General features: G+C 73.3%; 20 protein-coding genes and 2 tRNA genes. 10 read left to right on the top strand and 12 right to left on the bottom strand.

Annotated features, from left to right (window positions below):
- Nucleotides 1-44: 44 nt before the first annotated feature.
- Entirely contained in the window at nt 45-863 is an 819-nt protein-coding gene (gene hisN / locus ACN27C_RS13295; protein WP_422751258.1) for a histidinol-phosphatase, read from the top strand.
- Between the two features lie 60 nt (nt 864-923).
- Complete coding sequence (locus tag ACN27C_RS13290) at nt 924-1,889, top strand: hypothetical protein (protein ID WP_199733186.1); 966 nt, start codon at nt 924-926, stop codon at nt 1,887-1,889.
- On the opposite strand, the gene ACN27C_RS13285 is transcribed toward ACN27C_RS13290, so the two are convergent.
- Nucleotides 1,772-3,040 carry a glycosyltransferase gene (locus tag ACN27C_RS13285; protein WP_120573274.1) on the bottom strand — a complete coding sequence of 423 codons (1,269 nt, stop codon included), beginning with the start codon at nt 3,038-3,040 and terminating at the stop codon, nt 1,772-1,774. The genes ACN27C_RS13290 and ACN27C_RS13285 overlap by 118 nt on opposite strands.
- A gap of 191 nt (nt 3,041-3,231) precedes the next feature.
- On the opposite strand from ACN27C_RS13285, the gene ACN27C_RS13280 reads away from it, so the two are divergent.
- The 3 genes from ACN27C_RS13280 to ACN27C_RS13270 all read left to right on the top strand — a co-directional run bounded on the left by ACN27C_RS13280 (nt 3,232) and on the right by ACN27C_RS13270 (nt 5,610).
- Nucleotides 3,232-4,230, top strand: a complete 999-nt coding sequence (locus ACN27C_RS13280; protein ID WP_120573273.1) for an SDR family oxidoreductase — start codon at nt 3,232-3,234, stop codon at nt 4,228-4,230.
- Nucleotides 4,231-4,286: 56 nt separating this feature from the next.
- Nucleotides 4,287-4,958: an ATP-binding protein gene (locus ACN27C_RS13275; protein WP_421498884.1), complete on the top strand. Its 672-nt coding sequence runs from the start codon at nt 4,287-4,289 to the stop codon at nt 4,956-4,958.
- 79 nt (nt 4,959-5,037) lie between these two features.
- Nucleotides 5,038-5,610, top strand: coding sequence for a DUF5709 domain-containing protein (locus ACN27C_RS13270; protein ID WP_422751257.1), 573 nt, complete (start codon nt 5,038-5,040; stop codon nt 5,608-5,610).
- Between the two features lie 4 nt (nt 5,611-5,614).
- On the opposite strand, the gene ACN27C_RS13265 is transcribed toward ACN27C_RS13270, so the two are convergent.
- A complete protein-coding gene (locus tag ACN27C_RS13265) occupies nt 5,615-6,247 on the bottom strand; it encodes a response regulator (protein ID WP_181726793.1) in 633 nt (210 codons plus the stop codon).
- A gap of 11 nt (nt 6,248-6,258) precedes the next feature.
- Nucleotides 6,259-7,380 carry a MacS family sensor histidine kinase gene (gene macS / locus ACN27C_RS13260; protein ID WP_422751256.1) on the bottom strand — a complete coding sequence of 374 codons (1,122 nt, stop codon included), beginning with the start codon at nt 7,378-7,380 and terminating at the stop codon, nt 6,259-6,261.
- A 115-nt stretch (nt 7,381-7,495) separates the two neighbouring features.
- Here macS and ACN27C_RS13255 point away from each other — a divergent pair, with 115 nt between their 5' ends.
- Nucleotides 7,496-7,963 (top strand): ATP-binding protein, encoded by a 468-nt coding sequence (locus ACN27C_RS13255; protein WP_422751255.1) that lies wholly within the window; start codon nt 7,496-7,498, stop codon nt 7,961-7,963.
- 10 nt (nt 7,964-7,973) lie between these two features.
- Here ACN27C_RS13255 and ACN27C_RS13250 read toward each other — a convergent pair whose 3' ends face one another.
- On the bottom strand, nt 7,974-8,912 hold the full coding sequence (locus tag ACN27C_RS13250; protein ID WP_422751254.1) for a ribose-phosphate diphosphokinase: 939 nt from the start codon (nt 8,910-8,912) through the stop codon (nt 7,974-7,976).
- Between the two features lie 64 nt (nt 8,913-8,976).
- On the opposite strand from ACN27C_RS13250, the gene glpK reads away from it, so the two are divergent.
- Nucleotides 8,977-10,461 (top strand): glycerol kinase GlpK, encoded by a 1,485-nt coding sequence (glpK, locus tag ACN27C_RS13245; RefSeq protein ID WP_422751253.1) that lies wholly within the window; start codon nt 8,977-8,979, stop codon nt 10,459-10,461.
- 3 nt (nt 10,462-10,464) lie between these two features.
- Here the strand turns inward: glpK and ACN27C_RS13240 are convergent, their stop codons facing one another.
- Entirely contained in the window at nt 10,465-11,298 is an 834-nt protein-coding gene (locus ACN27C_RS13240; RefSeq protein ID WP_422751252.1) for a phosphoribosylaminoimidazolesuccinocarboxamide synthase, read from the bottom strand.
- Between the two features lie 122 nt (nt 11,299-11,420).
- On the opposite strand from ACN27C_RS13240, the gene ACN27C_RS13235 reads away from it, so the two are divergent.
- Complete coding sequence (locus ACN27C_RS13235) at nt 11,421-12,746, top strand: ABC transporter substrate-binding protein (RefSeq protein ID WP_422751251.1); 1,326 nt, start codon at nt 11,421-11,423, stop codon at nt 12,744-12,746.
- Nucleotides 12,747-12,795: 49 nt separating this feature from the next.
- Here the strand turns inward: ACN27C_RS13235 and ACN27C_RS13230 are convergent, their stop codons facing one another.
- Nucleotides 12,796-13,044 carry a hypothetical protein gene (locus ACN27C_RS13230; protein ID WP_091422247.1) on the bottom strand — a complete coding sequence of 83 codons (249 nt, stop codon included), beginning with the start codon at nt 13,042-13,044 and terminating at the stop codon, nt 12,796-12,798.
- A 138-nt stretch (nt 13,045-13,182) separates the two neighbouring features.
- Here ACN27C_RS13230 and ACN27C_RS13225 point away from each other — a divergent pair, with 138 nt between their 5' ends.
- Complete coding sequence (locus ACN27C_RS13225; RefSeq protein ID WP_422751250.1) at nt 13,183-14,715, top strand: MFS transporter; 1,533 nt, start codon at nt 13,183-13,185, stop codon at nt 14,713-14,715.
- On the top strand, nt 14,702-15,277 hold the full coding sequence (locus ACN27C_RS13220; protein ID WP_422751249.1) for a TetR/AcrR family transcriptional regulator: 576 nt from the start codon (nt 14,702-14,704) through the stop codon (nt 15,275-15,277). Before ACN27C_RS13225 ends, ACN27C_RS13220 begins: the two co-directional genes overlap by 14 nt.
- A 41-nt stretch (nt 15,278-15,318) precedes the next feature.
- Here ACN27C_RS13220 and ACN27C_RS13215 read toward each other — a convergent pair.
- The 6 genes from ACN27C_RS13215 to ACN27C_RS13190 form a co-directional block, all read right to left on the bottom strand.
- A tRNA-Met gene (locus tag ACN27C_RS13215) sits at nt 15,319-15,392 on the bottom strand.
- 136 nt (nt 15,393-15,528) lie between these two features.
- A tRNA-Met gene (locus ACN27C_RS13210) sits at nt 15,529-15,602 on the bottom strand.
- Between the two features lie 50 nt (nt 15,603-15,652).
- Complete coding sequence (locus ACN27C_RS13205; protein ID WP_422751248.1) at nt 15,653-16,579, bottom strand: hypothetical protein; 927 nt, start codon at nt 16,577-16,579, stop codon at nt 15,653-15,655.
- Entirely contained in the window at nt 16,569-17,078 is a 510-nt protein-coding gene (locus tag ACN27C_RS13200; RefSeq protein WP_120573261.1) for an RNA polymerase sigma factor, read from the bottom strand. The genes ACN27C_RS13205 and ACN27C_RS13200 overlap by 11 nt, the downstream gene beginning before the upstream one ends.
- Nucleotides 17,079-17,226: 148 nt before the next feature.
- The gene (locus ACN27C_RS13195) at nt 17,227-20,226 is read right to left on the bottom strand and encodes a UPF0182 family protein (protein WP_252452959.1); all 3,000 of its coding nucleotides are present in this window, start codon (nt 20,224-20,226) and stop codon (nt 17,227-17,229) included.
- Nucleotides 20,227-20,353: 127 nt separating this feature from the next.
- Nucleotides 20,354-21,367, bottom strand: a complete 1,014-nt coding sequence (locus ACN27C_RS13190; protein WP_422751247.1) for a YlbL family protein — start codon at nt 21,365-21,367, stop codon at nt 20,354-20,356.
- Nucleotides 21,368-21,445: the final 78 nt, after the last annotated feature.

Here is a 21,445-nt window from a genome sequence, read left to right as displayed (position 1 = left end):
GACCCGCCGTCGCCGGCCCGACCGCCGCCACTAGCGTGTCCGTCATGACCGGGTACGCCGACGACCTCGCCCTCGCCCACCTGCTCGCCGACGCCGCGGACGCCGTCGCCGCGGCCCGGTTCCGCGCGCTGGACCTGCGCGTCGAGTCGAAGCCGGACCTGACCCCGGTCTCCGACGCGGACACCGCCGTGGAGCGGGAGATCCGCGCGCTGCTGGCCGCCCACCGCCCCGGTGACGGCCTGCTCGGCGAGGAGTACGGCGAGCAGCCGCCCGCCGGCCCGGACGGGCGGCGCTGGGTGATCGACCCGATCGACGGCACGAAGAACTTCGTCCGGGGCGTACCGGTCTGGGCCACGCTGATCGCGCTGCTGGAGCACGACCGGCCGGTGCTCGGCCTGGTCTCCGCCCCGGCGCTGGGCCGCCGCTGGTGGGGCGCGCTCGGCGCGGGCGCGTTCGCCGGCACCGGCCCGGCGGACGGCACGCCGATCCGGGTCTCCGGTGTGACGGCGCTCGGCGACGCGAGCTTCTGCTACTCGTCGCTGACCGGATGGGAACAGGCCGGCCGGCTGGACGCGATGCTCCAGCTCATGCGCGACACCTGGCGCAGCCGCGCGTACGGCGACTTCTACGGCTACATGCTGCTGGCTGAGGGGGCACTGGACGTGATGGTGGAGCCGGAGCTGTCGCTGTGGGACATCGCCGCGCTGGTCCCGATCGTCACCGAGGCGGGCGGCCGGATCACCGACCTGGCCGGGCGGCCGACCCCGGGCGGCGCCGGCTCCGCCGACATCAGCGCCGTGGCCAGCAACGGGGCGTTGCACGACGACATCCTGGCCCGGCTCGGCCGTCCAGCCGAGCGCTGACCCCGGCGGAGCCTCTATCCTCGCCAGGTGGTTTCCTCCGGTTGGTGCTTCCTGGCGGCGATGATCATCGCGTACGGCTTCGCCAACCTCCTCCAGTCGGTCGCGGCCGCGCGGACCACCGTGCACCACACGTTCGATCCCGGGCTGCTGCTGCGCCTCGCCGGGCACCGGACGTACCTGATCGGCCTGACCTGCCAGGTCGTCGGCTTCGTGCTGGCCTTCCTGGCCCGCCGCGACCTGCCGTTGTTCCTGGTCCAGGCCAGCGTGGCGGCCGGGCTCGGGGTGACCGCAGTGCTCGGCGTGCTGGTGCTCAAGTGGCGGCTGCCGGCCGCCGAGGTGGCCCTGCTGGTGTTGCTGTTCGCCGGCATCACCGCGCTCGTGCTCTCCGCCCAGCCGGCGCCGTCGCGGCAACTCGGCACCGCCGGGCTGGTCGGTCTGGCGGTGGCGGTGGTCGCGATCGCCGTTTCCGGCTTCTTCGCCGCCCGGCTGCACGGCGCGCTCGGGTCGGTGGTGCTCGGCTCACTGGCCGGGATGGCGTTCTCCGCCGCGGCGGTGGCGGCCCGGCCGCTCGCCTCGGCCGGGTCGGTGGAGGCGTTCGTCCGCGACCCGCTGCTCTACCTGTTGATCGTCCACTCGGTGATCGGTCAGCTGCTGCTCGGGCTGGCCATGCAGCGCGGGTCGACCACGGCGGCGGTGGCCGCGATGGACGCCGCCGGCGCGGTCCCCGCGGCGATCGTCGGCCTGCTGCTGCTCAACGACAAGATCTGGCCCGGCCGGGAGTGGCTGGCCGGGCTCGGCTTCCTGGTGACGCTCGCGGCTGTGGTCGGCCTGACCCGGTACGCCGAACCGCAGCACCACCATGCCGGCGCCCGCCAGAAGGCGATCGTGGGCGCCCCGATGGTGCCGGTTCAGGCCGCCTCGACCGGCCCCCGTTCGGAGACGACCACCTCGACCGGCGGTGTCACCTCGACCGGCGTCGGCTCGATCGGGGTGGCCGGGCGGCGCCGCCCGATCACCCGCTCGTAGAGGCGCTCCAGCGCGGCGGCGGTACGTTCCCAGGTGTAGCTGCACCGGACCCGGTCCACAGCGGCGTGGCCGTACGCGAACCGCCCGGCGTTGTCCGACAGCAGCCGGCGCAGCGTGACCCCGAGCGTGCGCACGTCACCCGGCGGCACCAGCTTGCCGGTCACCTCGTCCACCACCGCGTCGGCGATGCCGCCCATGGCGTAGCCGACCACCGGCACGCCGCAGGCCATCGCCTCCAGCGACACCCGCCCGGCCGATGCGTAGTGCGGCGTGCAGGCCACCACGTCGGCGGAGCGGTACCAGGTGGCCATCTGGTCGTGCGGCACCGCGCCGACCAGCTTCACCTGCTCCGCCACGCCCGCGCGTTCGGCCAGCTCGCGCAGCCGGCGCGCCTCGGCGTGCCCGTCCAGCCGCTCGACCGGCGGGCCGCCGGCGATCACCAGCTCCGCGTCACCGACCAGCCGCATCGCCCGGATCAGGTCGTCCTGGCCGTGGCCGGGCGCGAGCCCGCCGACGGAGAGGATGCGCGGCCGCTGGTCCCGGGGCGCCGCCTCGCCGTCCGGGTGGAACTGGCCGGTGTCCACCCCGGTCGGCACCATCGCCACGGAGGTGCGTTGCAGGCCCATCCGGGTCAGCTCGTCGACCTCGTCGTTGGACTGGGCCACCGCGACGTCCACGGCCCGGGTCAGTGCCCGCTCCAGCGGGATGCGCTCCCCCGGCCCGCCGTACTCACGGCCGAGGTGACGCAACTGCTCCACGCCGAGCGAGTGGAACGTCTGCACCACCGGGATGTCGGTGGCGCGTACCGCGTGGGCGGCGGCCAGGCCGCCGACCCAGTAGTGCCCGTGCACCACGTCGGGGGTCCAGTCCCCGGCCCACTGCCCGGCCAGCCAGCGGCCGTACTCGGCGACGAACGGGACCAGCTCGGCGGTGGAGAGCATGTCGGGCGGGCCGACCGGGACACGTTCCACCCGGTAGCCGTCGAGTTCGGTCAGGGCGGGCTGGGCGGAAGCGGCACGGCGCTCGTAGACGCGGACGTCATGGCCCCGGGCGGCGAGTTCCGCCGCCACGCGCGCAATGTGCTCCTGGGTCCCGACGGTGGGACCGTCGGTGGACGAGCCGGCGTGCGCGCATACAAGGCCGACGCGCATGGTGCACCTCCATGCGTTCTAGCGAGCGGGGTCTCCGGTCAGAGCGTCCCATTAACCCAGCTCCGGTGCGCCCAAACCTGACAGATCGGGGTCACCCGGCCAGGGCGTCCCGTGGACGCGACAGCCGACCGAACCCGATCACCGTCGAAAACGGTCGGCATGACGACCCGGACCGGGGGTACCGACGGGGAATGCCGCTGACCCGCAGCCTCTCCGACGCCACAGTCGTCATCACCGGCGCCTCCAGCGGGATCGGTGCGGCCACCGCGTACGCGCTGGCCCGCCGGGGTGCCGACGTGGTGCTGGCCGCCCGTACCGAGTCCGCGCTGCGCCGCGTCGCGGCGTTCTGCCGGGAGCTGGGCGGGCGGGCCCTTGTGGTGCCCACCGACGTGACCGACCCGGAGGCGGTGGAGCGGCTGGCCGGGCGGGCGGTGGCCGAGTTCGGCCGGATCGACGCCTGGATCAACAACGCGGCAGTGGGCACCGTGGGGCTGTTCGACGAGATCCCGGTGTCCGAGTTCCGCCGGGTGGTGGACGTGAACCTGCTCGGCGCCGTGTACGGCACGCGCGCCGCGCTGCCCTGGCTGGGCGCGGCCGGCGGCGGGGTGCTGGTCAACAACGCCTCGGTGCTGGCCGAGGTGGCGATGCCGTACCAGTCGGCGTACAACGCGACCAAGCACGCGATCCGCGGGCTGGCCGACACGGTGCGGCAGGAACTGCGGGTGACCGGCCGGGGGAACATCTCGATCTGCACCGTGCTGCCCGCCACCATCGACACGCCGTTCTTCCGGCACGCGGCGAACCACTCCGGCCGGGAACTGACCCCGCCGCCGCCGGTGTACCCGCCGGAGATGGTCGCCGAGACGATCGTCAAGCTGCTGCGCCGGCCCCGGCGGGAGGCGTACGCGGGCGGCGCGGCCCGGCTGATCGGGCTCCAGTGGCGGCTCGCCCCGGCGCTGGCCGAGCGCGTGCTGGGCTGGTACACCGCGCGCACCCAGTTCGGCCCCGGCGTACGCGCCGACTCCACCGGCGCCGTCTTCACGCCGGACTCGGCGGCGGAGCGGACCGACGGGTGGTCCGGCCGGCGCGGTCAGGTGCTGCGGCTGACGGCGGCGGTCGGGCTGGCCGCCGGCACCGCTGTGGGCACGGTGGCGGCGATCAGCCGCCGGTCCCGGGGTGACCGGCCGTGAGTCCCGTCGACCGGACCGGTGCGCGGGCACGGACCGACGTGCACAATGAGGCGATCATGCCGACGGATGCGCGTTGCCTGGTGGAGGCCGACGATTCCTCCCCGACGGTCCGGCTGACCGGGGTGCTCGACCGCTTCGAGGTGGAGGCCGTACGGGACGCGCTGCTCGCCCGGCTGTGGCAGCGCCCGGGGTTGCTGCTGGTGGACCTGTCCGGGGTGCGGATCCCCGACCCGCTGGCACGTGAGGCGCTGGACGAGGTCTGCCGGGCGGTCGCCGACTGGCCCGCCGCCGAACTGCTGCTCGATCCGGACGGGTCGCCACCGGAGGCGCCGCCCGAGCCGCTCGACGCCGAACTGTCCCCGGTGGTCGAGGCGGCCCGCGAGGCGCGGGTGCTGGTCGCCGCCGGGTGCGCCAGGTGGGGGCTGCCGGAGCTGACCGAGCCGGCCTGCATCGCGGTCACCGAGATGGTCAACAACGTGGTGGCGCACGCCGTCACGCCGATGACGCTCCGGCTGGCCCCGCGCGGCGGCGCGCTGCACCTGGCCGTCCGGGATCACTCGGCCGGGCGGCCCGCGTACGGCGGTCCGGTGCCGGCGGACTCGGTGGGCGGGCGAGGGCTGCTGCTCATCGACACGGTGGCCCGGCGCTGGGGCAGCACGGCACTGCCCGACGGCAAGGTGGTGTGGTGCGTGCTGTACGCCGAGGACGAGGCGGCGTTCCACAACTGAGTACCCTTTCGCCCCGTTGCTCCCGATCCACCCGGCCGGTCGCGGTTAGGGCGGGGAGCGCAGTGGGTAGTTCCCGAGCATGCGCGACGACGAGTACCCCACCCCCGTGTCCGATCCCGAGGCGGAGGGTCTGCCCGACACCGCCGACGACGACTCCACCGCCAACGACGACGTGCTGACCGGGCGCGAGGCGGACGGCCCCGAGCCGGCCCAGCTCCCCGGTGACCGCACGCCGGTCGCCGTGGACCAGTTCGGCACCACGGCGGAGGAGCAGCTCGACGGCGAGTCGCTGGACTACAAGCTCCAGCGCGAGCAGTACGAGCGTCCCGCCGACGATCCGCTCGCCGGCCCGGTCGACCCGGACATCGCCGCCGAGGCGGACAGCGAGGAGGCCGCCGCGCAGGCCCAGCTCGACGCCGACGTGATCGACCCGGGCCCGGTCTCGGACCCGCACTCCCCGGTCTCCGTGTACGACCACGGCCAGCTCGGCACCGTCGCCGACCACCAGGTGGGCCGGCTGGTCGAGCCGGACGAGGGGGCACACACCGACCAGGAGACCGACAACGTCGCCTACGACGCCGGCGCGGCCGGTGGCGGGGCCAGCGCGGAGGAGCTGGCGGTGCACGAGACCCGGCCGCCGGACGCGCGCTGACCGCTCAGTCGTCCAGGCCCCGCTCGATCGCGTACCGGGTCAGCTCGACCCGGTTGTGCAACTGGAGCTTGCCCAGGGTGTTCTGCACGTGGTTCTGCACGGTCCGGTGGGACAGGCCCAGCCGGTCGGCGATCTGCTTGTAGGACAGCCCCTTGGCGACCAGACGCAGCACCTCGGTCTCCCGTTCGGTGAGCCGGGGTGCTTCGTCGTGCGGGGCGGGCGGCGTCGCGGCCAGCCGCCGGTACTCCCCCAGCACCAGCCCGGCCAGGCCGGGCGTGAACACCGGCTCGCCGGCCGCCGTGCGGCGCACCGCGTCCAGGAACTCCGCCGGTGCGGCCGACTTGGTCAGGTAGCCGGTGGCGCCGGCCTTGACCGCGTCGAGCACGCCCTGCGGCTCGCCGCTGGCCGAGAGCATGAGCACCCGCACGTCGGGCAGCGCGGCGCGCAGCCCTCGGATCACCTCGACGCCGGAGATGTCCGGCAGCTGGAGGTCGAGCACGACCAGGTCGGGGCGGGCCGCCGCGGCCACACGTACCGCCTGCCGTCCCTCCCCGCTGGTCGCCACCACCTGGTGACCGGCCTCGGTGAGGTCACGGGCCACACCCTCGCGCCACATCGGGTGGTCGTCGACCACCATCACCCGGATGCTCACCCGCGGCTCCTCGGCACGACCAGCTCGATCTCGGTGCCGGCGCCGGGCGCGGAGACGATCCGCACCTCGCCGCCCAGGTCCGCCACCCGGCCCCGGATGGACTGCGCCACCCCGAGCCGCCCCTGCGCGGCGGCCTCCGCCAGCCGCCCCTCCGGGATTCCCGGTCCCTCGTCGCGTACCGAGACGGTCACCGTCTCCTCCTCGTCCTCGATCAGCACCCAGGCCCGCCCGCCGGCGTGCCGGGCCACGTTGTCGAGCGCCGCGCCGACCGCCGCGCCCAGCTCACCGGCAGCCCGCGCCGGCAGCGGCACCGGTGTGGCGGGCGCGGACACCACGACCGTGGCCGAGGCGTACCTGTCGAGCAGGTCGCGCAGGTCCTGCTCGTCCCCGGCCGGGTCCGGCGGCGCGCCCGCCCGGCCGATCAGCGCCCGCAGCGCCACCTCCTGCTCGCCGGCCAGCCGGGCCAGCTCGGCCGCCTCGCCGTCCAGGTCCGCGCCGCGCCGCCGGACCAGCGCGAGCACCTGGAGCACCGAGTCGTGGATGTCGCGGGCCAGACGCTCCCGTTCCCGGGTGGCCGCCTCCAGCTCCACCGCCCGCTGCAACCGCTCCTCCGCCTCCACCGCCAGCCGCGCCACGTGCCCGACCACCACACCGGCGAGCAGCATGAGGATCGCCCCGGTCAGCGCGGACGGGCTGATCCGGTCCCGGGTGGCGAGGTCGGCGCCGCCGAGCACCAGCGCGGCCACCGCGCCGCGCCGCCGCCCGCCGGAGACCGCCCAGGCGAGCACCGGCCCGGCCAGCCAGGCGGCGGTCAGCATCGGCACCCCGGCGGCGAGCGCCGCGCGGCCCACCACCCAGGGCGTGACGAGGATGATCGCCAGCACCACGCCGAGGTCGGCCAGGAGCAGCGGCCAGCGCCGCCCGGCCGGACGGCCGTAGCCGGCCGCCGTCACGCCGCTCCACGCCAGCATCGCCAGCAGGACGGCGCCCGCGGCGACCGGGTGCGCGTAGCGGTCCGCGTCGCGCAGGACGACCAGTCCGACGTACGCGAGCGCGGCGAAGCGGAACACCGCTATCGATCGCCAGAAGGGGCCCTCGAGGCCGGAGGACGACGGCATGTGCGTCACCCTGTCACAGCCGGTCCAGGGCACCCCGGGCGGTGCGGCTCGAGAAACCCTGACGTACGGTGGAAATGCCGCGAAAGTCGTCGAGAAGCATCGTCGGGACGGGGTCATGACAGACGCAGAACTCCCCGCACCGCGTACGGTTGTGCCCATCGAACCTTCCCTCCTCCTCGCCACGGCCTTCGACCAGGCGCAGGTGACCGGGCTGCGGCACTCGGTCACCTCCTGCGCGCACGGGTCCGGCCTGTCCGGCCAACGGCTGGACGACTTCGTGCTGGCGGTCAACGAGCTGATCACCAACGCGGTACGGCACGGCGGCGGGCAGGGCTGGCTGCGGCTCTGGGAGCGGAACGGCGAACTGGTCTGCGAGGTCGCCGACCACGGGCCCGGCATCAGCGAACGGCGGCTGCGCGACCGCGACCGACCCGCGCCGGACACCGCCGGCGGCTGGGGCCTCTGGCTGGCCCGGGAGCTGAGCGACGCGATGGAGGTGGAGAGCGGCGACGCCGGCACAGTCGTCCGGATCACCGCCGCGCTCGCCACCCGCCAGCCCGTCACCGGCCCGCGGGACGGCTGACCCGCCACCGTCAGGCGAACAGGGCGCTCACCGACTCCCCGTTGTGGATCCGCCGCATCGCCTCGGCCAGCGCCGGCGCCACCGACAGCACCTCCAGCGTCGGCACCCGCTTCTCCGCCGGGATCGGCACCGTGTTGGTGCAGACGATCTCCAGGACGCCCTCCTGCGCGCTCAGCCGCTCCAGCGCCCCGCTGGAGAACAGGCCGTGCGTACAGGCCAGCCGGATCGAGCGGACCCGCCGCTCGCGCAGGTGCGAGATCAGCTCGATCACGGTGCTGCCCTTGGCGATCTCGTCGTCCAGCACGATCACGTCCCGGTCCGCCACGTCGCCGATGATCGTGCTGATCTGCACCCGGTCGTCGCTGTAGCGCTGCTTCGCGCCGGCCGCCACCGGCGTGCCGAGCATCCGGGCGAACGCGGCGGCCTCCTTGGCGTTGCCCAGGTCCGGCGAGACCACCACCGCGTTGCTCAGGTCGTACCCCTTGAAGTGGGTGGCCAGCTCGCGCAGCGCGTGCAGGTGGTCCACCGGGACGCTGAAGAAGCCGTGCACCTGCGGCGAGTGCAGCGTCATGGCCAGCACCCGGTGCGCGCCGGCGGAGGTGAGCAGGTCGGCGACGAGCCGGCCGCCGATGGAGATGCGCGGCGCGTCCTTCTTGTCCGACCGCGCGTACGCGTAGTGCGGCAGCACCACTGTGATCCGCGCGGCCGACGCGCCCCGCGCCGCGTCGATCATGAGCAGCAGCTCGACCAGGTGCTCCTGCACCGGCGGCACCAGCGGCTGGATGAGGAACACGTCGCGCTCCCGGCAGTTCGCCTGCAACTGCACCTCCAGGCAGTCGTTGGCGAACCGGGACACCCGGACCGGGTGCAGCGGGACGTGGAGGTGGGCGCAGATCTCGGCGGCGAGGTCGGAATGGGCCGACCCGCTGAACACGGCAATGTCACGCACGTCTGATGATCGTACGGGCCGTCGGAGGGAGACGGTGGACGCTCGCGGCGGGTACGGTGCTGCCGTGACCGCAGAGTTCGTCGCCGCCATCGACCAGGGCACCACGTCCTCGCGCTGCATCGTCTTCGACCGGGCCGGCGAGATCGTCGCCGTGGCCCAGCGCGAGCACCGGCAGATCTTCCCCCGGCCCGGCTGGGTGGAGCACGACGCCGAGGAGATCTGGACGAACGTCGAACACGTGGTGCGCGAGGCGCTGGCGAGCGCCGACATCGGCACCGAGTCGCTGGCCGCGGTGGGCATCACCAACCAGCGGGAGACCACAGTGGTGTGGGACCGGGAGACCGGCCGCCCGGTGGCGAACGCGATCGTCTGGCAGGACACCCGCACCGGCCCGCTGCTGCGCGAGCTGACCGCGACGTACGACGAGGAGCGGCTCCGGGCCCGCACCGGCCTGACTCCCGCCACCTACTTCGCCGGCCCGAAGCTGCGCTGGCTGCTCGACCACGTGGACGGGCTGCGCGAGCGGGCCGAGCGCGGCGAGGTGCTGTTCGGCACCATGGACAGCTGGCTGATCTGGAAGCTGACCGGCCGGCACGTCACCGACGTGACGAACGCCAGCCGCACCATGCTGATGGACCTGGAGACGCTCGACTGGGCCCCGGAACTGCTCGACGCGCTGCGCGTCCCGGCCGCCGTGCTGCCCGAGATCCGCAGCTCGGCCGAGGTGTACGGCACCGCGCAGGGGGTGCTGGCCGGAGTGCCGGTGGCGAGCGCGCTCGGCGACCAGCAGGCGGCGCTGTTCGGGCAGACCTGCTTCCAGCCCGGCGAGGCCAAGTGCACCTACGGCACCGGCAGCTTCCTGCTGCTCAACACCGGTGCCAGCCCGGTGCCGTCGCGGCACGGCCTGCTCACCACGGTGGCGTACCGGATCGAGGGCCAGCCCGCCGTGTACGCGCTGGAGGGCGCCATCGCGGTCACCGGCTCGCTGGTGCAGTGGCTGCGCGACAACCTGGGCCTGATCTCCACCGCCCCCGAGGTCGAGGAGCTGGCCCGCACCGTCGACGACAACGGCGGCTGCTACGTGGTACCGGCCTTCTCCGGCCTGTTCGCCCCGCACTGGCGCAGCGACGCCCGGGGCGTGATCGCCGGGCTGACCGGCTACATCACCAAGGGGCACCTGGCCCGCGCGGTGCTGGAGGCGTCCGCGTTCCAGACCCGCGAGGTGGTGGACGCGATGAACGCCGACTCCGACGTGGCGCTGCGCCGGCTGCGGGTGGACGGCGGGATGACCGGCAACGAGCTGCTCATGCAGTTCCTCGCCGACGTGCTGGACGTGCCGGTCGTGCGGTCCCGGATCACCGAGACGACGTGCCTCGGCGCCGCGTACGCCGCCGGCCTGGCCGTCGGGTTCTGGCCCGACCTGGCCACGCTGCGGGAGAAGTGGCGCTCGGACGCGCAGTGGGAGTCGACGATGGACCCGGCGCACCGGGAGCGCGAGCTGCGCCAGTGGCACAAGGCCGTCCGGCGCACGCTCGACTGGGTCGACTGAGCGTCAGTCCCAGCTGTTCCCGGTGAGCTTCTCGTACACCTCGACGTAGCGGGCCCGGGTCGCCTCGATCACCTCGGCCGGCACCTCCGGCGCGGGCGGCTGCTTGTCCCAGCCGCTCGACGTGGCCCAGTCCCGCACGTACTGCTTGTCGTAGGAGAACTGCGCGCGGCCCGGCTGGTACGACTCGGCCGGCCAGAACCGGGACGAGTCGGAGGTGAGCACCTCGTCGCCGAGGACCAGCGTGCCGTCCGCAGCCCAGCCCAGCTCCAGCTTCGTGTCCGCGATCAGGATGCCCCGCTCGGCGGCGATCTCCGCGCCGCGCCGGTAGACGTCGACGGTGATCTGCCGCAGCCGCTCCGCGACCTCCGGCCCGACCTTGTCGACCACCTGCTCGTACGTGATCGGCTCGTCGTGCTCGCCCTTCGGCGCCTTGGTCGACGGGGTGAAGATCGGCTCGGGCAGGATCGACGCCTCGACCAGGCCGCGGGGCAGCGGCACCCCGGAGACCGAGCCGGTGCGCTGGTATTCCGCGAAGCCGCCGCCGGTCAGGTAGCCCCGGGCCACGCACTCGACCGGCACCATGTCCAGCCGCCGGCAGCGGATCGCCCGGCCGGCGAACTCCGCCGGCACCTCGGTCGCGGAGATCACATGGTTCGGCACCAGGTCGGACAGCTGCTCGAACCACCACAGCGACAGCGCGGTGAGCAGGCGGCCCTTGTCCGGGATCGGGGTCGGCAGCACCACGTCGTAGATGGAGACGCGGTCCGTGGCGACCAGGATCAGGTCCTCGCCGTCGGCGTAGACGTCCCGGACCTTGCCCGAGTGCAGAAGTTCCACGGCGCTAGTACACCATGACGGGCGCGCGCCGCCGGGCGCGCCCACCAGCCGTCCCGCCCGGCGTTGACACCCGGCCGGGGGCCGGTGAAATGATCCGTCCACCCCACCTTCGGAGAGATTCAGTGCGCGCTCCGCAGTCCGTACCCCGTCCCGGGCTCGACCGGCGACGGTTCCTCGGCGCGCTCACCGGGCTGCCGCTCGCCGCCGGCGCGCTGCCGCTGCTCACCGGGTGCAGCCCGGAGGAGGTGGCTGCGGACGACGGCCCGATCGAGCTGTCCGTGTTCTGGTGGGGCGGCGCCCGCCGGGCCGCGGCCACCGAACAGGCGCTGCGGCTGTACTCGCAGCAGAACCCCCGGGTCAGCTTCCGGGTCACCTGGCAGGGGCTGGGCGGCTACTACGACCGGATCGCCACCCAGGCCACCGGCGGGAACGCGCCGGACCTGTTCCAGATCGACGACACAGTGCTCGCCGAGTACGCCGGCCGGGACATCCTGCTCGACCTCACCCGGTACGTCGCCGACGAGCGGCTCGACCTGCGCGAGGTGCCGGAGCAGCTGGCCCGCTACGGCCGGGTGGACGAGCGCACGGTGGGCGTGCCGGCCGCGCAGACGAGCGCCGCGCTGGTGTTCAACCGCCGGCTGCTGCGCCGCCTGGGGCAGCCCGAGCCGCGTACCGGCATGTCCTGGAAGGAGTACGTGAGCTGGGCCGCCCGCGTCACGCGCGCCTCCGGCAACCGGGTGGCGGGCACCATGGACGCCTCCGGCGACTACCGGGCGTTCTGGCTCTGGCTGCGCGGCCAGGGCAGCGAGCTGTACCAGGGGCGGCAGCTCGGCTTCAGCTCCGCCGAACTGCTGGCCTGGTTCGAGTTCTGGGAGGTGGCGCGCTTCGACCGGGCCACACCGAGCGCCGCGCTGGTCGAGCAGGCCGACAGCGGCGAGCTGGCCCGCCAGCTCGTGGTCACCGGGCACACCGCGGCCTCCTTCGCCTGGTCGCATCAGTTGCCCGAGTTGCAGAGCCTGACCGACGACGAGCTGGGCGCGGTCGCCTTCCCGGGCACGCCCGCCGCCCAGTGGCCGCGCGCGTCGATGTACTGGGCCGGTTTCCGGGGCACCCGCCACCCGGAGGCGGTGGTCGACGTGCTCGACTTCCTGACCACGAACGTGGCCGCCGGCCGGCTCCTCGGCGTCGAACGCGGCCTGAACGCCAGCAAGCAGGTGCGCTCGTTCGTGGCCGCGGAGGTGACCGGCCGGGCCGAGAAGCGCATGGCCGCGCTCGGCGCGGAGCTGGACGACCTGGCCGGCCCGTCACCCGCGCCGCCGCCCAAGGGGCACGCGGCGGTGCGCACGCTGCTGATCGAGGCGGCCGAGAGCATCCGCGGCAAGCGGGCCGGCGCCCGCACCGCGACCTCCCGCTTCATGGCCCAGGCGAACGCCGCCCTGGCCGGCTGACCCACCCCACCCGCTCACCCTCTCGGCGTGGGCGGGGTGGGTGCGGGTGTCAGCGCGGGGGGCGGTTGCGGCGGTTGCGGGTGAGCAGCACCACCAGCAGCACGATGCCGCCGACCACCACGAGGCAGCAGAGCAGGCCGAGGAAGCCGAACCCGCCGCGGGAGCGCCGGCGCGCGGCCTCCACCACGATCTCGCCGGTGCCCGACGACGCCCAGGCCGCGACCGGCACGAAGACCGAGAGCACGACCGTACCGAGGACCGCGCCCAGGCGGCCCCACCACTTGTTCCATGCAGACATGCCCCCATCCTCGCCGAGACCCGCAACCGGGGCACGGCGGACGGAAAGGATGTCGCCGGACGCGGCGAAGGGCGGCTGCCGCAGCCCGGGTGGCTCTACTCACGATTAGCCGTCCGTTTGGACTGTTACGGTTGGCCGGTGACCTCCTTTCTGCGCTCCAACCCCGCGCCGGCCCGTGCCGGAAAGCGGGAATGGGCGGCCCTCGTGGTCCTCGTCCTCGTGGTCCTTCTGCTCGCCATCGACGGGACGGTCCTCTACCTCGCGGTCCCGTCACTGACGGAGGACATCGAGCCCAGTGCCACGCAGATCCTGTGGATCGGGGACATCTACGCCTTCGTGCTCGCCGGGCTCCTGATCACGATGGGCAACCTGGCCGACCGGATCGGCCGGAAACGGCTGCTGATGATCGGCACTGTGGGGTTCGGCTCGGCGTCCGTGCTGGCGGCCTTCGCCTCCACGCCGGAGGTGCTGATCGCGGCCCGCGCCCTTCTCGGCCTGGCCGGCGCCACGTTGATGCCGTCGACGCTCTCGATCGTCCGCTCGATGTTCGCCGATCGCGCTCAGCGGGCCCGGGCCATCGCGCTCTGGTCCGCCGGGGCGACCGCCGGGGCCGCGCTCGGCCCGCTGGTGGGCGGCGCGCTGCTGGAGCGCTTCTGGTGGGGATCGGTCTTCCTGATCAACGTGCCGGTGATGGTGCTGGCGCTGGTGGCGGGGTGGCTGCTGCTGCCGGAGTCGAAGGGCGAGGCGCCGGCGCGGATCGACGTGGGTTCCTCGGTGCTGTCCATCGTCACGATCGTCCCGCTGGTCTTCGCCCTCAAGCGTCTGTTCAGTGACGGTGTCGACGCCCTCACCGTGGCCGCAGCCGCGGCCGGGCTGCTGGCCGGATGGTGGTTCGTGCGGCGGCAGAACCGGCTGGCGGTGCCGCTGCTCGACGTCTCGCTGTTCAGGGTGCCGGCGTTCTCGGGCGCGCTGGCCGCCAACGTGCTGGCCATCTTCGGGTTCCTGGGGCTGCTGTTCTTCTTCTCCCAGTACCTCCAGCTGGTCCGGGGCTTCGGCCCCCTGAAGGCAGGCGCCGCCGAGCTGCCCGGGACACTCGCCGCGGTGCTCGTGGTGGCGCTGATCGGCGTCCTACTGGCGCGGCTGGGTGCGGGTCGCGCGATCGGGCTGGGACTGATGGCCGCCGCCGTCGGGCTCGCCGTCATGGGGATGAGCGTCGACCTGCGGAGCTACTGGGGCCTTGGCGTCGGCCTCGCCGTCATCGGGCTCGGCATCGGTGTCGCCATGACGCTCTCCACGGACGCCGTCGTCGGCGCCGTCCCGGAGCGGCGCGCGGGTGCCGCGTCGGCGGTGGCCGAGACGGCGTACGAGCTGGGCGGCGCGCTCGGCATCGCCGTCCTCGGCTCGCTGCACGGGCTGCTCTACCGCTCGTCGCTGACGCTCCCGGCCGGGGTCAGTGCCACCGATCGGGCGCTGGCGGAGGACTCCCTGGCCGCAGCCGTGTACGGGTCACCGACGCCCGGCGTCGTGGCCGCGGCGCAGGACGCCTTCGCCCAGGCGATGCAGTCCGCCACCTTCGTGGCCGCCGTGATCCTGGTCGGCGCCGCGGTGGTGGCCTGGAAGATCATTCCCTCCGAGCCCGTGTCCGGTGGAGGTGTCCGTGTCGACCACTGAACGTCGTCCGATCCGCGATCGTGCACGCACCCGGCGAGCAGTGCTGGACGCCGCCGAACGGGTGGTCACCCGGCACGGCGCCAACGTCAGCCTGGCCGCCATCGCCAAGGAGGCGGGTGTCACCAAGAGCGGCCTGATGCACCATTTCCCCTCCCGCGAGGACCTGTTCGCCGCCCTGGTCGAGCAGGTGATCACCCGGTTCTGGGCGGAGGTGAACGCCCACGTCGACCCCGCCGACGACCGGCCCGGAGCCTTCACCCGCGGGTACGTGCGCGCCCTCACCGGAGACAGCGCGTACCTGGCGGAACTGAACAGCGCCACCGGCCTGCTCGCGCAACTCGGGGTCGACAGCATGGAGCACGTGCTCGCTGTGGATCCCGAGGACCCGGCACGCTGGAACCGTGCCTTCGAGGCCGACGGCCTGCCGCCGGGCCGCGTCTGGGCCGTCCGCTACGCCGCGGAGGGAGTCGCCATCGGCATCGGCACCGCCTACGTCACGGACGAGCAGCTCCGGCTGGCCCGCGCGGAACTGCTCGCCCTCACCGAGACGGCGCCGGAATGAGTTCAGGCCCGGAATCCGTGGATTCCGGGCCTGAACCTTTGTAGCGGGGACAGGATTTGAACCTGCGACCTCTGGGTTATGAGCCCAGCGAGCTACCGAGCTGCTCCACCCCGCGTCGGCTCATACAGCTTATCGCACCCCGATCCTGGAGATCAGCCGGGTACCCGGATCCGCCGCCGGTCGTTCCCGGGGCGCCTCGGGCCGGAACGGCGAAGGGCCCCGGAGAGAACTCCGGGGCCCTTCGTCACGAGTAGCGGGGACAGGATTTGAACCTGCGACCTCTGGGTTATGAGCCCAGCGAGCTACCGAGCTGCTCCACCCCGCGTCGGCTCGACAACCGTAGCGCACCGACCCGGGGAGGCGCAAAACGGGTACTCAGTCCAGCCACCGCCGGATCGCCTCGACCGCCCGGCGGCTGTCCGCGTCGAACTGGGCGCGCTGGGTCGAGGTGCTCTCCCAGCCCTGCTCCCACAGCACCGTCACCACGTCGCCGGAGCGCACCGCGCGCACCAGGTGCACCTCGTCGCCGCCGCTCGGATCGCCGTTGGCGTCCCGGTACGGCGTCCGCGTCTCGAACAGCACCGACTCGTCGCCGTACCCGCTGTCGGGCAGCAGGCGCTGCCGCACCGTCGCCGGCGGCGTACCCCGGGCGGGCTGCTCGGGGCAGGCCCGGACCGCCGCGCGCAGCTCGGCCAGCGCCGCGCCGGCGCCCCCGGGCCGGTAGATCGTGATGCTGTGCCGGTAGTTGCCGGACGGCACCTCGTCGGCCGGCGCGCCGGCCCGGCGGTACGGCAGCGCCCGGGCCCGCTGCGCCACCACCCGCTCGTCGCCGGGCGTCGCGCCGCACAGCACCGGCAGCACCGGTCCCGGGCCGAAGTAGTTGCCGGTACCCGCGTCGTTCGCGGCGGGCAGGACGAAGAACGCCCGGTCCGGGATGGTGGTCGGGGTCGCCGCGGCGGGCGGCGTGGTGGTCACGGCCGGGCTCCGCGAGCCGGAGGTACGGCCGACGGACGGCGACGGCGTGGCGGTCGACGGCGCGACCGAGGGCGCGGCGGACGACGGGCGCGGGGTGGGCGTACCCGCGGGGGGTGGAACCGGGTCGGGGCCCGGCCCGGCGGCGAACACCAGCTGGCTCCCCGCCACAGTGCCCGCGACCAGCCCGGCGGCGGCCAGGACGGTGATCGCGGCGCGGCGCCGGGCCCAGCGGTCGGCGCTGCGGCGCAGCCGGTCCGGCGCCGGCAGCACCCGCTCGTCGGTGTCGGCGGCGAGGGACCGGTAGTAGCGGTGCAGTTCACGCGACATCGTTGACCTCCAGCTCCTCGGCGGCGACGCCGGGCAGCAGCTCGGCCAGCCGGGTCCGTCCCCGGGACAACCAGGACTTCACAGTGCCGGCGGGCACGCCGGCCTCCCGGGCGATCTCCTCCACCGGCAGGTCGAACAGGTAGTGCAGGGCGAGCGCCTGCCGGTGCCGGGGCGGGAGCTGCCGCAGCGCCGCGACCAGCAGCACGGTGTCCTCGCCCGGCGGCCCGACGTCGGGTGGCGGGCCGGTGCGGCTGGCCGCGAGGCGCCACCCGCGCAGCCGCCGGAACCGGTCCGTCGCCAGCCGGCTGATCACCAGCCGCAGCCACGCCTCCGGCGCGGGATGGCCGGCGAGTCTCGCCCACTGCCGCCAGGCCCGGGCGTACGCCTCCTGCACGAGATCCTGGGCCTCGGCCGGGTCGCCCGCCACCGCGTACCCGTACCGGACGGCCCGCCCCGACGTGCTGCGGTAGAAGTCGTCGAAGCTGTCCGCGTCCCGCATGTGCCCTCCCGCCCCACACGTTCACCTGCACTGTTGACGGCGCGGCGGGGTGCGGGGTTGCGGGCGGGGAGTCCGGAAGACGACACGAGCCCGTGGTCCGGGTGACCGTTGCGGTCCCGGACCACGGGCTCGTGGTGTCAGCTCGGCGTCAGCCGCCCGGTGTCGGCGCGGGCGACGTCGGCGCCGGTGGCGAGACGCTGCCCGACGGCGCCGGGTTGCCCGAGCCGCCGGCCGCGGCCTGTGCCTGCTGGAACGCGCTCATCGCCTCGTCCAGCGCCTTCAGCGCACGCCCGTACCGCTCGAAGTCGCCGGACGTCTGCGCGGCCTTGACCTCGGCGATCGCGGTCTGCACCCGGGCGGCGGCCTGGGCCAGCTCTCCGCTCACCGGCGGCGTGTTGTTGTCGCCCGCGGTCGGCGACGGCGTGGGGTTGTCCGGCGTGGGGTTGTCGTCGGTGGCGGGCGGCGGGTTGTTGTTCGGGGCCCGCTTGCCCTGCTCGACGAGCTGCTTGATGCCGTCGTTGAGGTTGTTGGCGAGCACCACGTACGAGCCGCCGTCACCGTAGGAGAGCAGCACCTTCTGCAACAGCGGGTACGCGTCCTGGCTGCTGCTCTTCACGTACACCGGCTCGACGTAGAGCATGCCGTCGGCGAACGGCAGCGAGAGCAGGTTGCCGTACTGCACCTGCGCCTGGTTGGAGGAGAGCAGGTTGAGCTGCTGCCGGATGTCGCCGTTGTTGGTCATCTGCTGGTGCACCTGCGTCGGCCCGGAGATCCGGGTCTGGTCCGGCAGTTCCAGCACCTCCAGCTTCGGCTGCCCGTCGACGTACGACCCGGAGACCAGCGCGGCGAGGTTCTGCCGCCCGTTCGGGGTGACCGCGGAGGTCAGCTGGAAGCGTGGCCCGTCCTGCCCGGGGAACTGGGTGAACAGGTAGTACGGCGGCTGCTTCTGCCCGCTGTCCGGCGCGTCCGGCACGTTCGGGACCTGCCAGAAGTCCTGGCCGGAGTAGAAGTCGCCCGGGTCGGTGACGTGGAACTTGGTCAGCAGGTTGCGCTGCACCTTGAACAGGTCGGCCGGGTAGCGGAAGTGCTCGGCCAGCTCGGCCGGGATGTCGCCCTTGGGCAGCACCAGGTCACCGCCGAACGCCTTGTTCCACGCCTTGAGCACCGGGTCGGTGTCGTCGTACGAGTAGAGCTTGACCGTGCCGTCGTACGCGTCGACAGTCGCCTTCACCGAGTTGCGGATGTAGTTGACGTTCTCCCGGGCGAGCTGGAACGTGCCCCGGCCGGTCAGCTCGTCGGTCGTCTCGGCCTGGAGGTTGACCCGCTCGGCGTACGGGTAGGTCGCCGCCGTGGTGTAGCCGTCGATGATCCACAGCACGCGCCCGTTGACCACCGCCGGGTACGGGTCGCCGTCGAGCGTGAGGAACGGCGCGACCTTCTCCACCCGGTCGCGCGGGTTACGCACGTACAGCAGCTTCGAGTTCTCGTTGACCGCCTCGGAGAGCAGGAAGTTCGACTCCTGCTCCTTGATCGCGTAGAGCAGCCGGCGCGGGAACGAGCCGATCTTGACGCCGCCCTCGCCGGTGTAGGTGTAGTACTGCTCACCGCCGGTGGAGGTGGGTCGGTCGAACTCGACGTTGCGGTCGCCGTTCTGCCCGACGATCGCGTAGTCACTCGCCTCCATCCGCTCGCCGTAGTAGATCCGCGGCTGCTGGGCCGGGATCTCCTCGGTCGGCGAGGAGCACGCCTCCTGCGCCTTCTCGCCGAGGTAGCCGGAGACGAAGTACGGCTGGCCGCCGCAGACCACCTGGTTGGCCGGGGCGGCCACCAGGCCGTACCCGTGGGTGTAGACGGTGTGGCGGTTGATCCAGTTGCTCTGCTGGTCGGTCAGCTCGCCGTAGTTGATCTCACGGACGCCGACCACGTAGTCGGAGGTCTTGTCCTTGACCGAGTACCTGTCGATGTCCAGCTTCGAACCGAAGTCGTAGAAGCCGCGGACCTGCTGGAGCTGCGTGTACGTCTCGGAGACGAGCTGCGGGTCGAGCAGCCGGATGTTCGACACCACTGAGGTGTCGGTGGCGAGGCTGGCGGGTGGAACGAGGTTGCTGGCCGCGTACGGCGTGGTCTTCGTGCTGTCGAGACCGAACGCGGACCTGGTGGCCTTGATGCTGCGTTCGATGTACGGCGCCTCCTTGTCCCGGGCGCTCGGCTTGACCTCGAAGGTCTGCACGGCCCACGGGTAGATGCCGCCGATCGCCACCGCGGAGACGCCCAGCAGGGCGAGCGAGATGCCCGGCCAGACCAGGTTCCGCATCACCGCGTTGGAGAACACGATGATCGCCAGCGCCACCAGGACGGAGATCCAGGCGAGGATCTCCTTCGCCGGCAGCAGCGCGTTCACATCGGCGTAGCCGGCGCCGTAGAGCTTGGCGCCCTCGTTGTACTCCAGCAGCATGGCCCGCCGGTCGAGCACGTAGGCGACGGCCTTGAGCAGCACGAACACGGCGACCAGCGAGCTGAGGTGGGCGCGGGCGGCGTTCGTCATCCGGTCGCCGACGCCCTGGAGGCGCACGCCGCCGAAGATGTAGTGCACCGCGAGCGCGCCGAGCAGCGACAGCACCACGGCGGTGAAGCCGACGCCGAGCACGTAGCGCCAGAACGGGAGCTGGAAGACGTAGAAGCCGACGTCGACGCCGAACTCCGGATCCTTCACGCCGAAGTCGCCGCCGTTGCGGAACAGCAGCCACTGGCCCCAGCGGCTCTGCGCGGAGAGTCCGGCGAACAGTCCGACGACGGCGGCGGCGAGTGCGATCCAGGTGCCGAGCCGCGGGCTCAGCAGCATCCGGTAGCGCTCCAGCGTGGCCTGCTCGGCCGAGTGCGGACGCATCTTGGGCCGCAGCCGGTGGGCCAGCCAGAGGTTGCCGCCGACGAGCAGCGCCATGCCGGCGCCGACCACCAGGAACAGCAGCAGGCGGGTGGCGAGCACGCCGGTGAAGACCTGGGTGTAGCGGACCTCGTCGAACCAGAGCCAGTCGGTCCAGGCGTTGACGCCCCACCCGAGGAGGGTGAACAAGATGAACACCCCGATCAGGACACCGATGGTGACGCGTCCGCGCCGGCTCATCCTCGGTAAGGGACTGCTACGCATGACCACTGTTGGCTCCGCACGCTCGATGTGATCGGCTCCGACCAGGCACCAAGAGTACGGGGTGTTCCTGAGCACGTCGGGTCAAGGTCACGTCACGATCCGCCCGCCGGCCGCCGCCCGGCCCGCCTCAGCAGCGCGTCGGCTGCCCCCCGGCGCGCAGCGTCTCGAGTGCCTTCAATGCCTCACCCAGCGTGGCGACCTTCAGCAGCGGCAGGCCCGGCTGCGGGTTGCGCACCGCCTCGGCGCAGTTGTCGGCGGGCACCAGGAACGCCTTCGCGCCCGCGTCCTTGGCGCCGACCAGCTTCTGCGCGATGCCGCCGATCGGGCCGACGCGACCCTCGTCGTCGATGGTGCCGGTACCGGCGATGATCTTCCCGCCGGTGAGGTCGGCCGGCTCCAGCTTGTCGATGATGCCGAGCGAGAACATCAGCCCGGCGCTCGGCCCGCCGATGTCACCCAGGTCGATCTTGAGGGTGAACGGGTGCGGCTGCTGCTGGTCGATCTCCACACCGATCCGCGGCCGGCCGTCCTGTTCGCGGCTGGTCACGGTGGCCGTCCCCGGGGTGTCGCCCCGGGTGTAGCCGATCTTCAGCGCGGTGCCCGCCGGCTTCGCCCGGATCAGCTCGGTGAGCTTGGCCGCGCTCGTCACCGGCACCCCGTCGACCGAGGTGACCACGTCGTCGGGTCGCAGCACGCCGACCGACGGGCCGCCCGGCATGACCGCCTTGACCAGCACCTTGATCGGGTAGCCCAGCTCGCGCAGCGCCGCCGTCTCGGCGCTGGTCTGCGAGTTCTGGAAGTCCTCCGCGTTGCGCTTCTCGACCTCCTCCTGCGACTCCCCCGGCGGGTAGACCAGCTCCCGCGGCACCACCGCCTCGTTCGAGGAGAACCAGCCGGCCAGCGCCGACCGCAGCCGCACCGTCGGCTGCACACCGACTGTGGTGAGCCGCAGCTGACCGGCGGAGGTGGACGTCGCGCGGCCGGTCACCTGGATGACCTCCTTGCCGTCCTCGCTGCCCAGCGTGTTCACCGTCGGACCGGGGCCGAGCACCACGTACGGCAGCGGGACGCTCAGCACGCCGACGCTGAGCAGGGCGGTGAGCAGAGCACCGAGCAGGACGGTCACGCCGCGACGTCTCATGGGCCAGAGCGTACCGATCCGCACCCGGCCGTCCGGCGCGGTGACCGGCGGACTTCGCCCTCAGCGCAACGCCGAGTG

The sequence above is a fragment of the Micromonospora sp. WMMD1219 genome (genome assembly GCF_049315215.1).
In the GTDB taxonomy this organism is placed as follows: domain Bacteria; phylum Actinomycetota; class Actinomycetes; order Mycobacteriales; family Micromonosporaceae; genus Micromonospora; species Micromonospora tulbaghiae.
The sequence above is the reverse complement of the archived record's forward strand: the minus strand, read 5'-3'. Positions and strand labels throughout refer to the sequence as shown.

Coding starts and splice junctions, on each gene's coding strand:
- ACN27C_RS13265 (WP_181726793.1), bottom strand. CDS start 6,247: ATGGTGGTCGACGACCACCCGATGTGGCGCGAGGGTGTGGCCCGTGAC.
- ACN27C_RS13190 (WP_422751247.1), bottom strand. CDS start 21,367: ATGAGACGTCGCGGCGTGACCGTCCTGCTCGGTGCTCTGCTCACCGCC.
- ACN27C_RS13290 (WP_199733186.1), top strand. CDS start 924: ATGATCATCGCGTACGGCTTCGCCAACCTCCTCCAGTCGGTCGCGGCC.
- ACN27C_RS13230 (WP_091422247.1), bottom strand. CDS start 13,044: ATGTCTGCATGGAACAAGTGGTGGGGCCGCCTGGGCGCGGTCCTCGGT.
- ACN27C_RS13195 (WP_252452959.1), bottom strand. CDS start 20,226: ATGCGTAGCAGTCCCTTACCGAGGATGAGCCGGCGCGGACGCGTCACC.
- ACN27C_RS13280 (WP_120573273.1), top strand. CDS start 3,232: ATGCCGCTGACCCGCAGCCTCTCCGACGCCACAGTCGTCATCACCGGC.
- ACN27C_RS13285 (WP_120573274.1), bottom strand. CDS start 3,040: ATGCGCGTCGGCCTTGTATGCGCGCACGCCGGCTCGTCCACCGACGGT.
- hisN (WP_422751258.1), top strand. CDS start 45: ATGACCGGGTACGCCGACGACCTCGCCCTCGCCCACCTGCTCGCCGAC.
- ACN27C_RS13200 (WP_120573261.1), bottom strand. CDS start 17,078: ATGCGGGACGCGGACAGCTTCGACGACTTCTACCGCAGCACGTCGGGG.
- ACN27C_RS13255 (WP_422751255.1), top strand. CDS start 7,496: ATGACAGACGCAGAACTCCCCGCACCGCGTACGGTTGTGCCCATCGAA.
- macS (WP_422751256.1), bottom strand. CDS start 7,380: ATGCCGTCGTCCTCCGGCCTCGAGGGCCCCTTCTGGCGATCGATAGCG.
- ACN27C_RS13275 (WP_421498884.1), top strand. CDS start 4,287: ATGCCGACGGATGCGCGTTGCCTGGTGGAGGCCGACGATTCCTCCCCG.
- ACN27C_RS13270 (WP_422751257.1), top strand. CDS start 5,038: ATGCGCGACGACGAGTACCCCACCCCCGTGTCCGATCCCGAGGCGGAG.
- ACN27C_RS13205 (WP_422751248.1), bottom strand. CDS start 16,579: ATGTCGCGTGAACTGCACCGCTACTACCGGTCCCTCGCCGCCGACACC.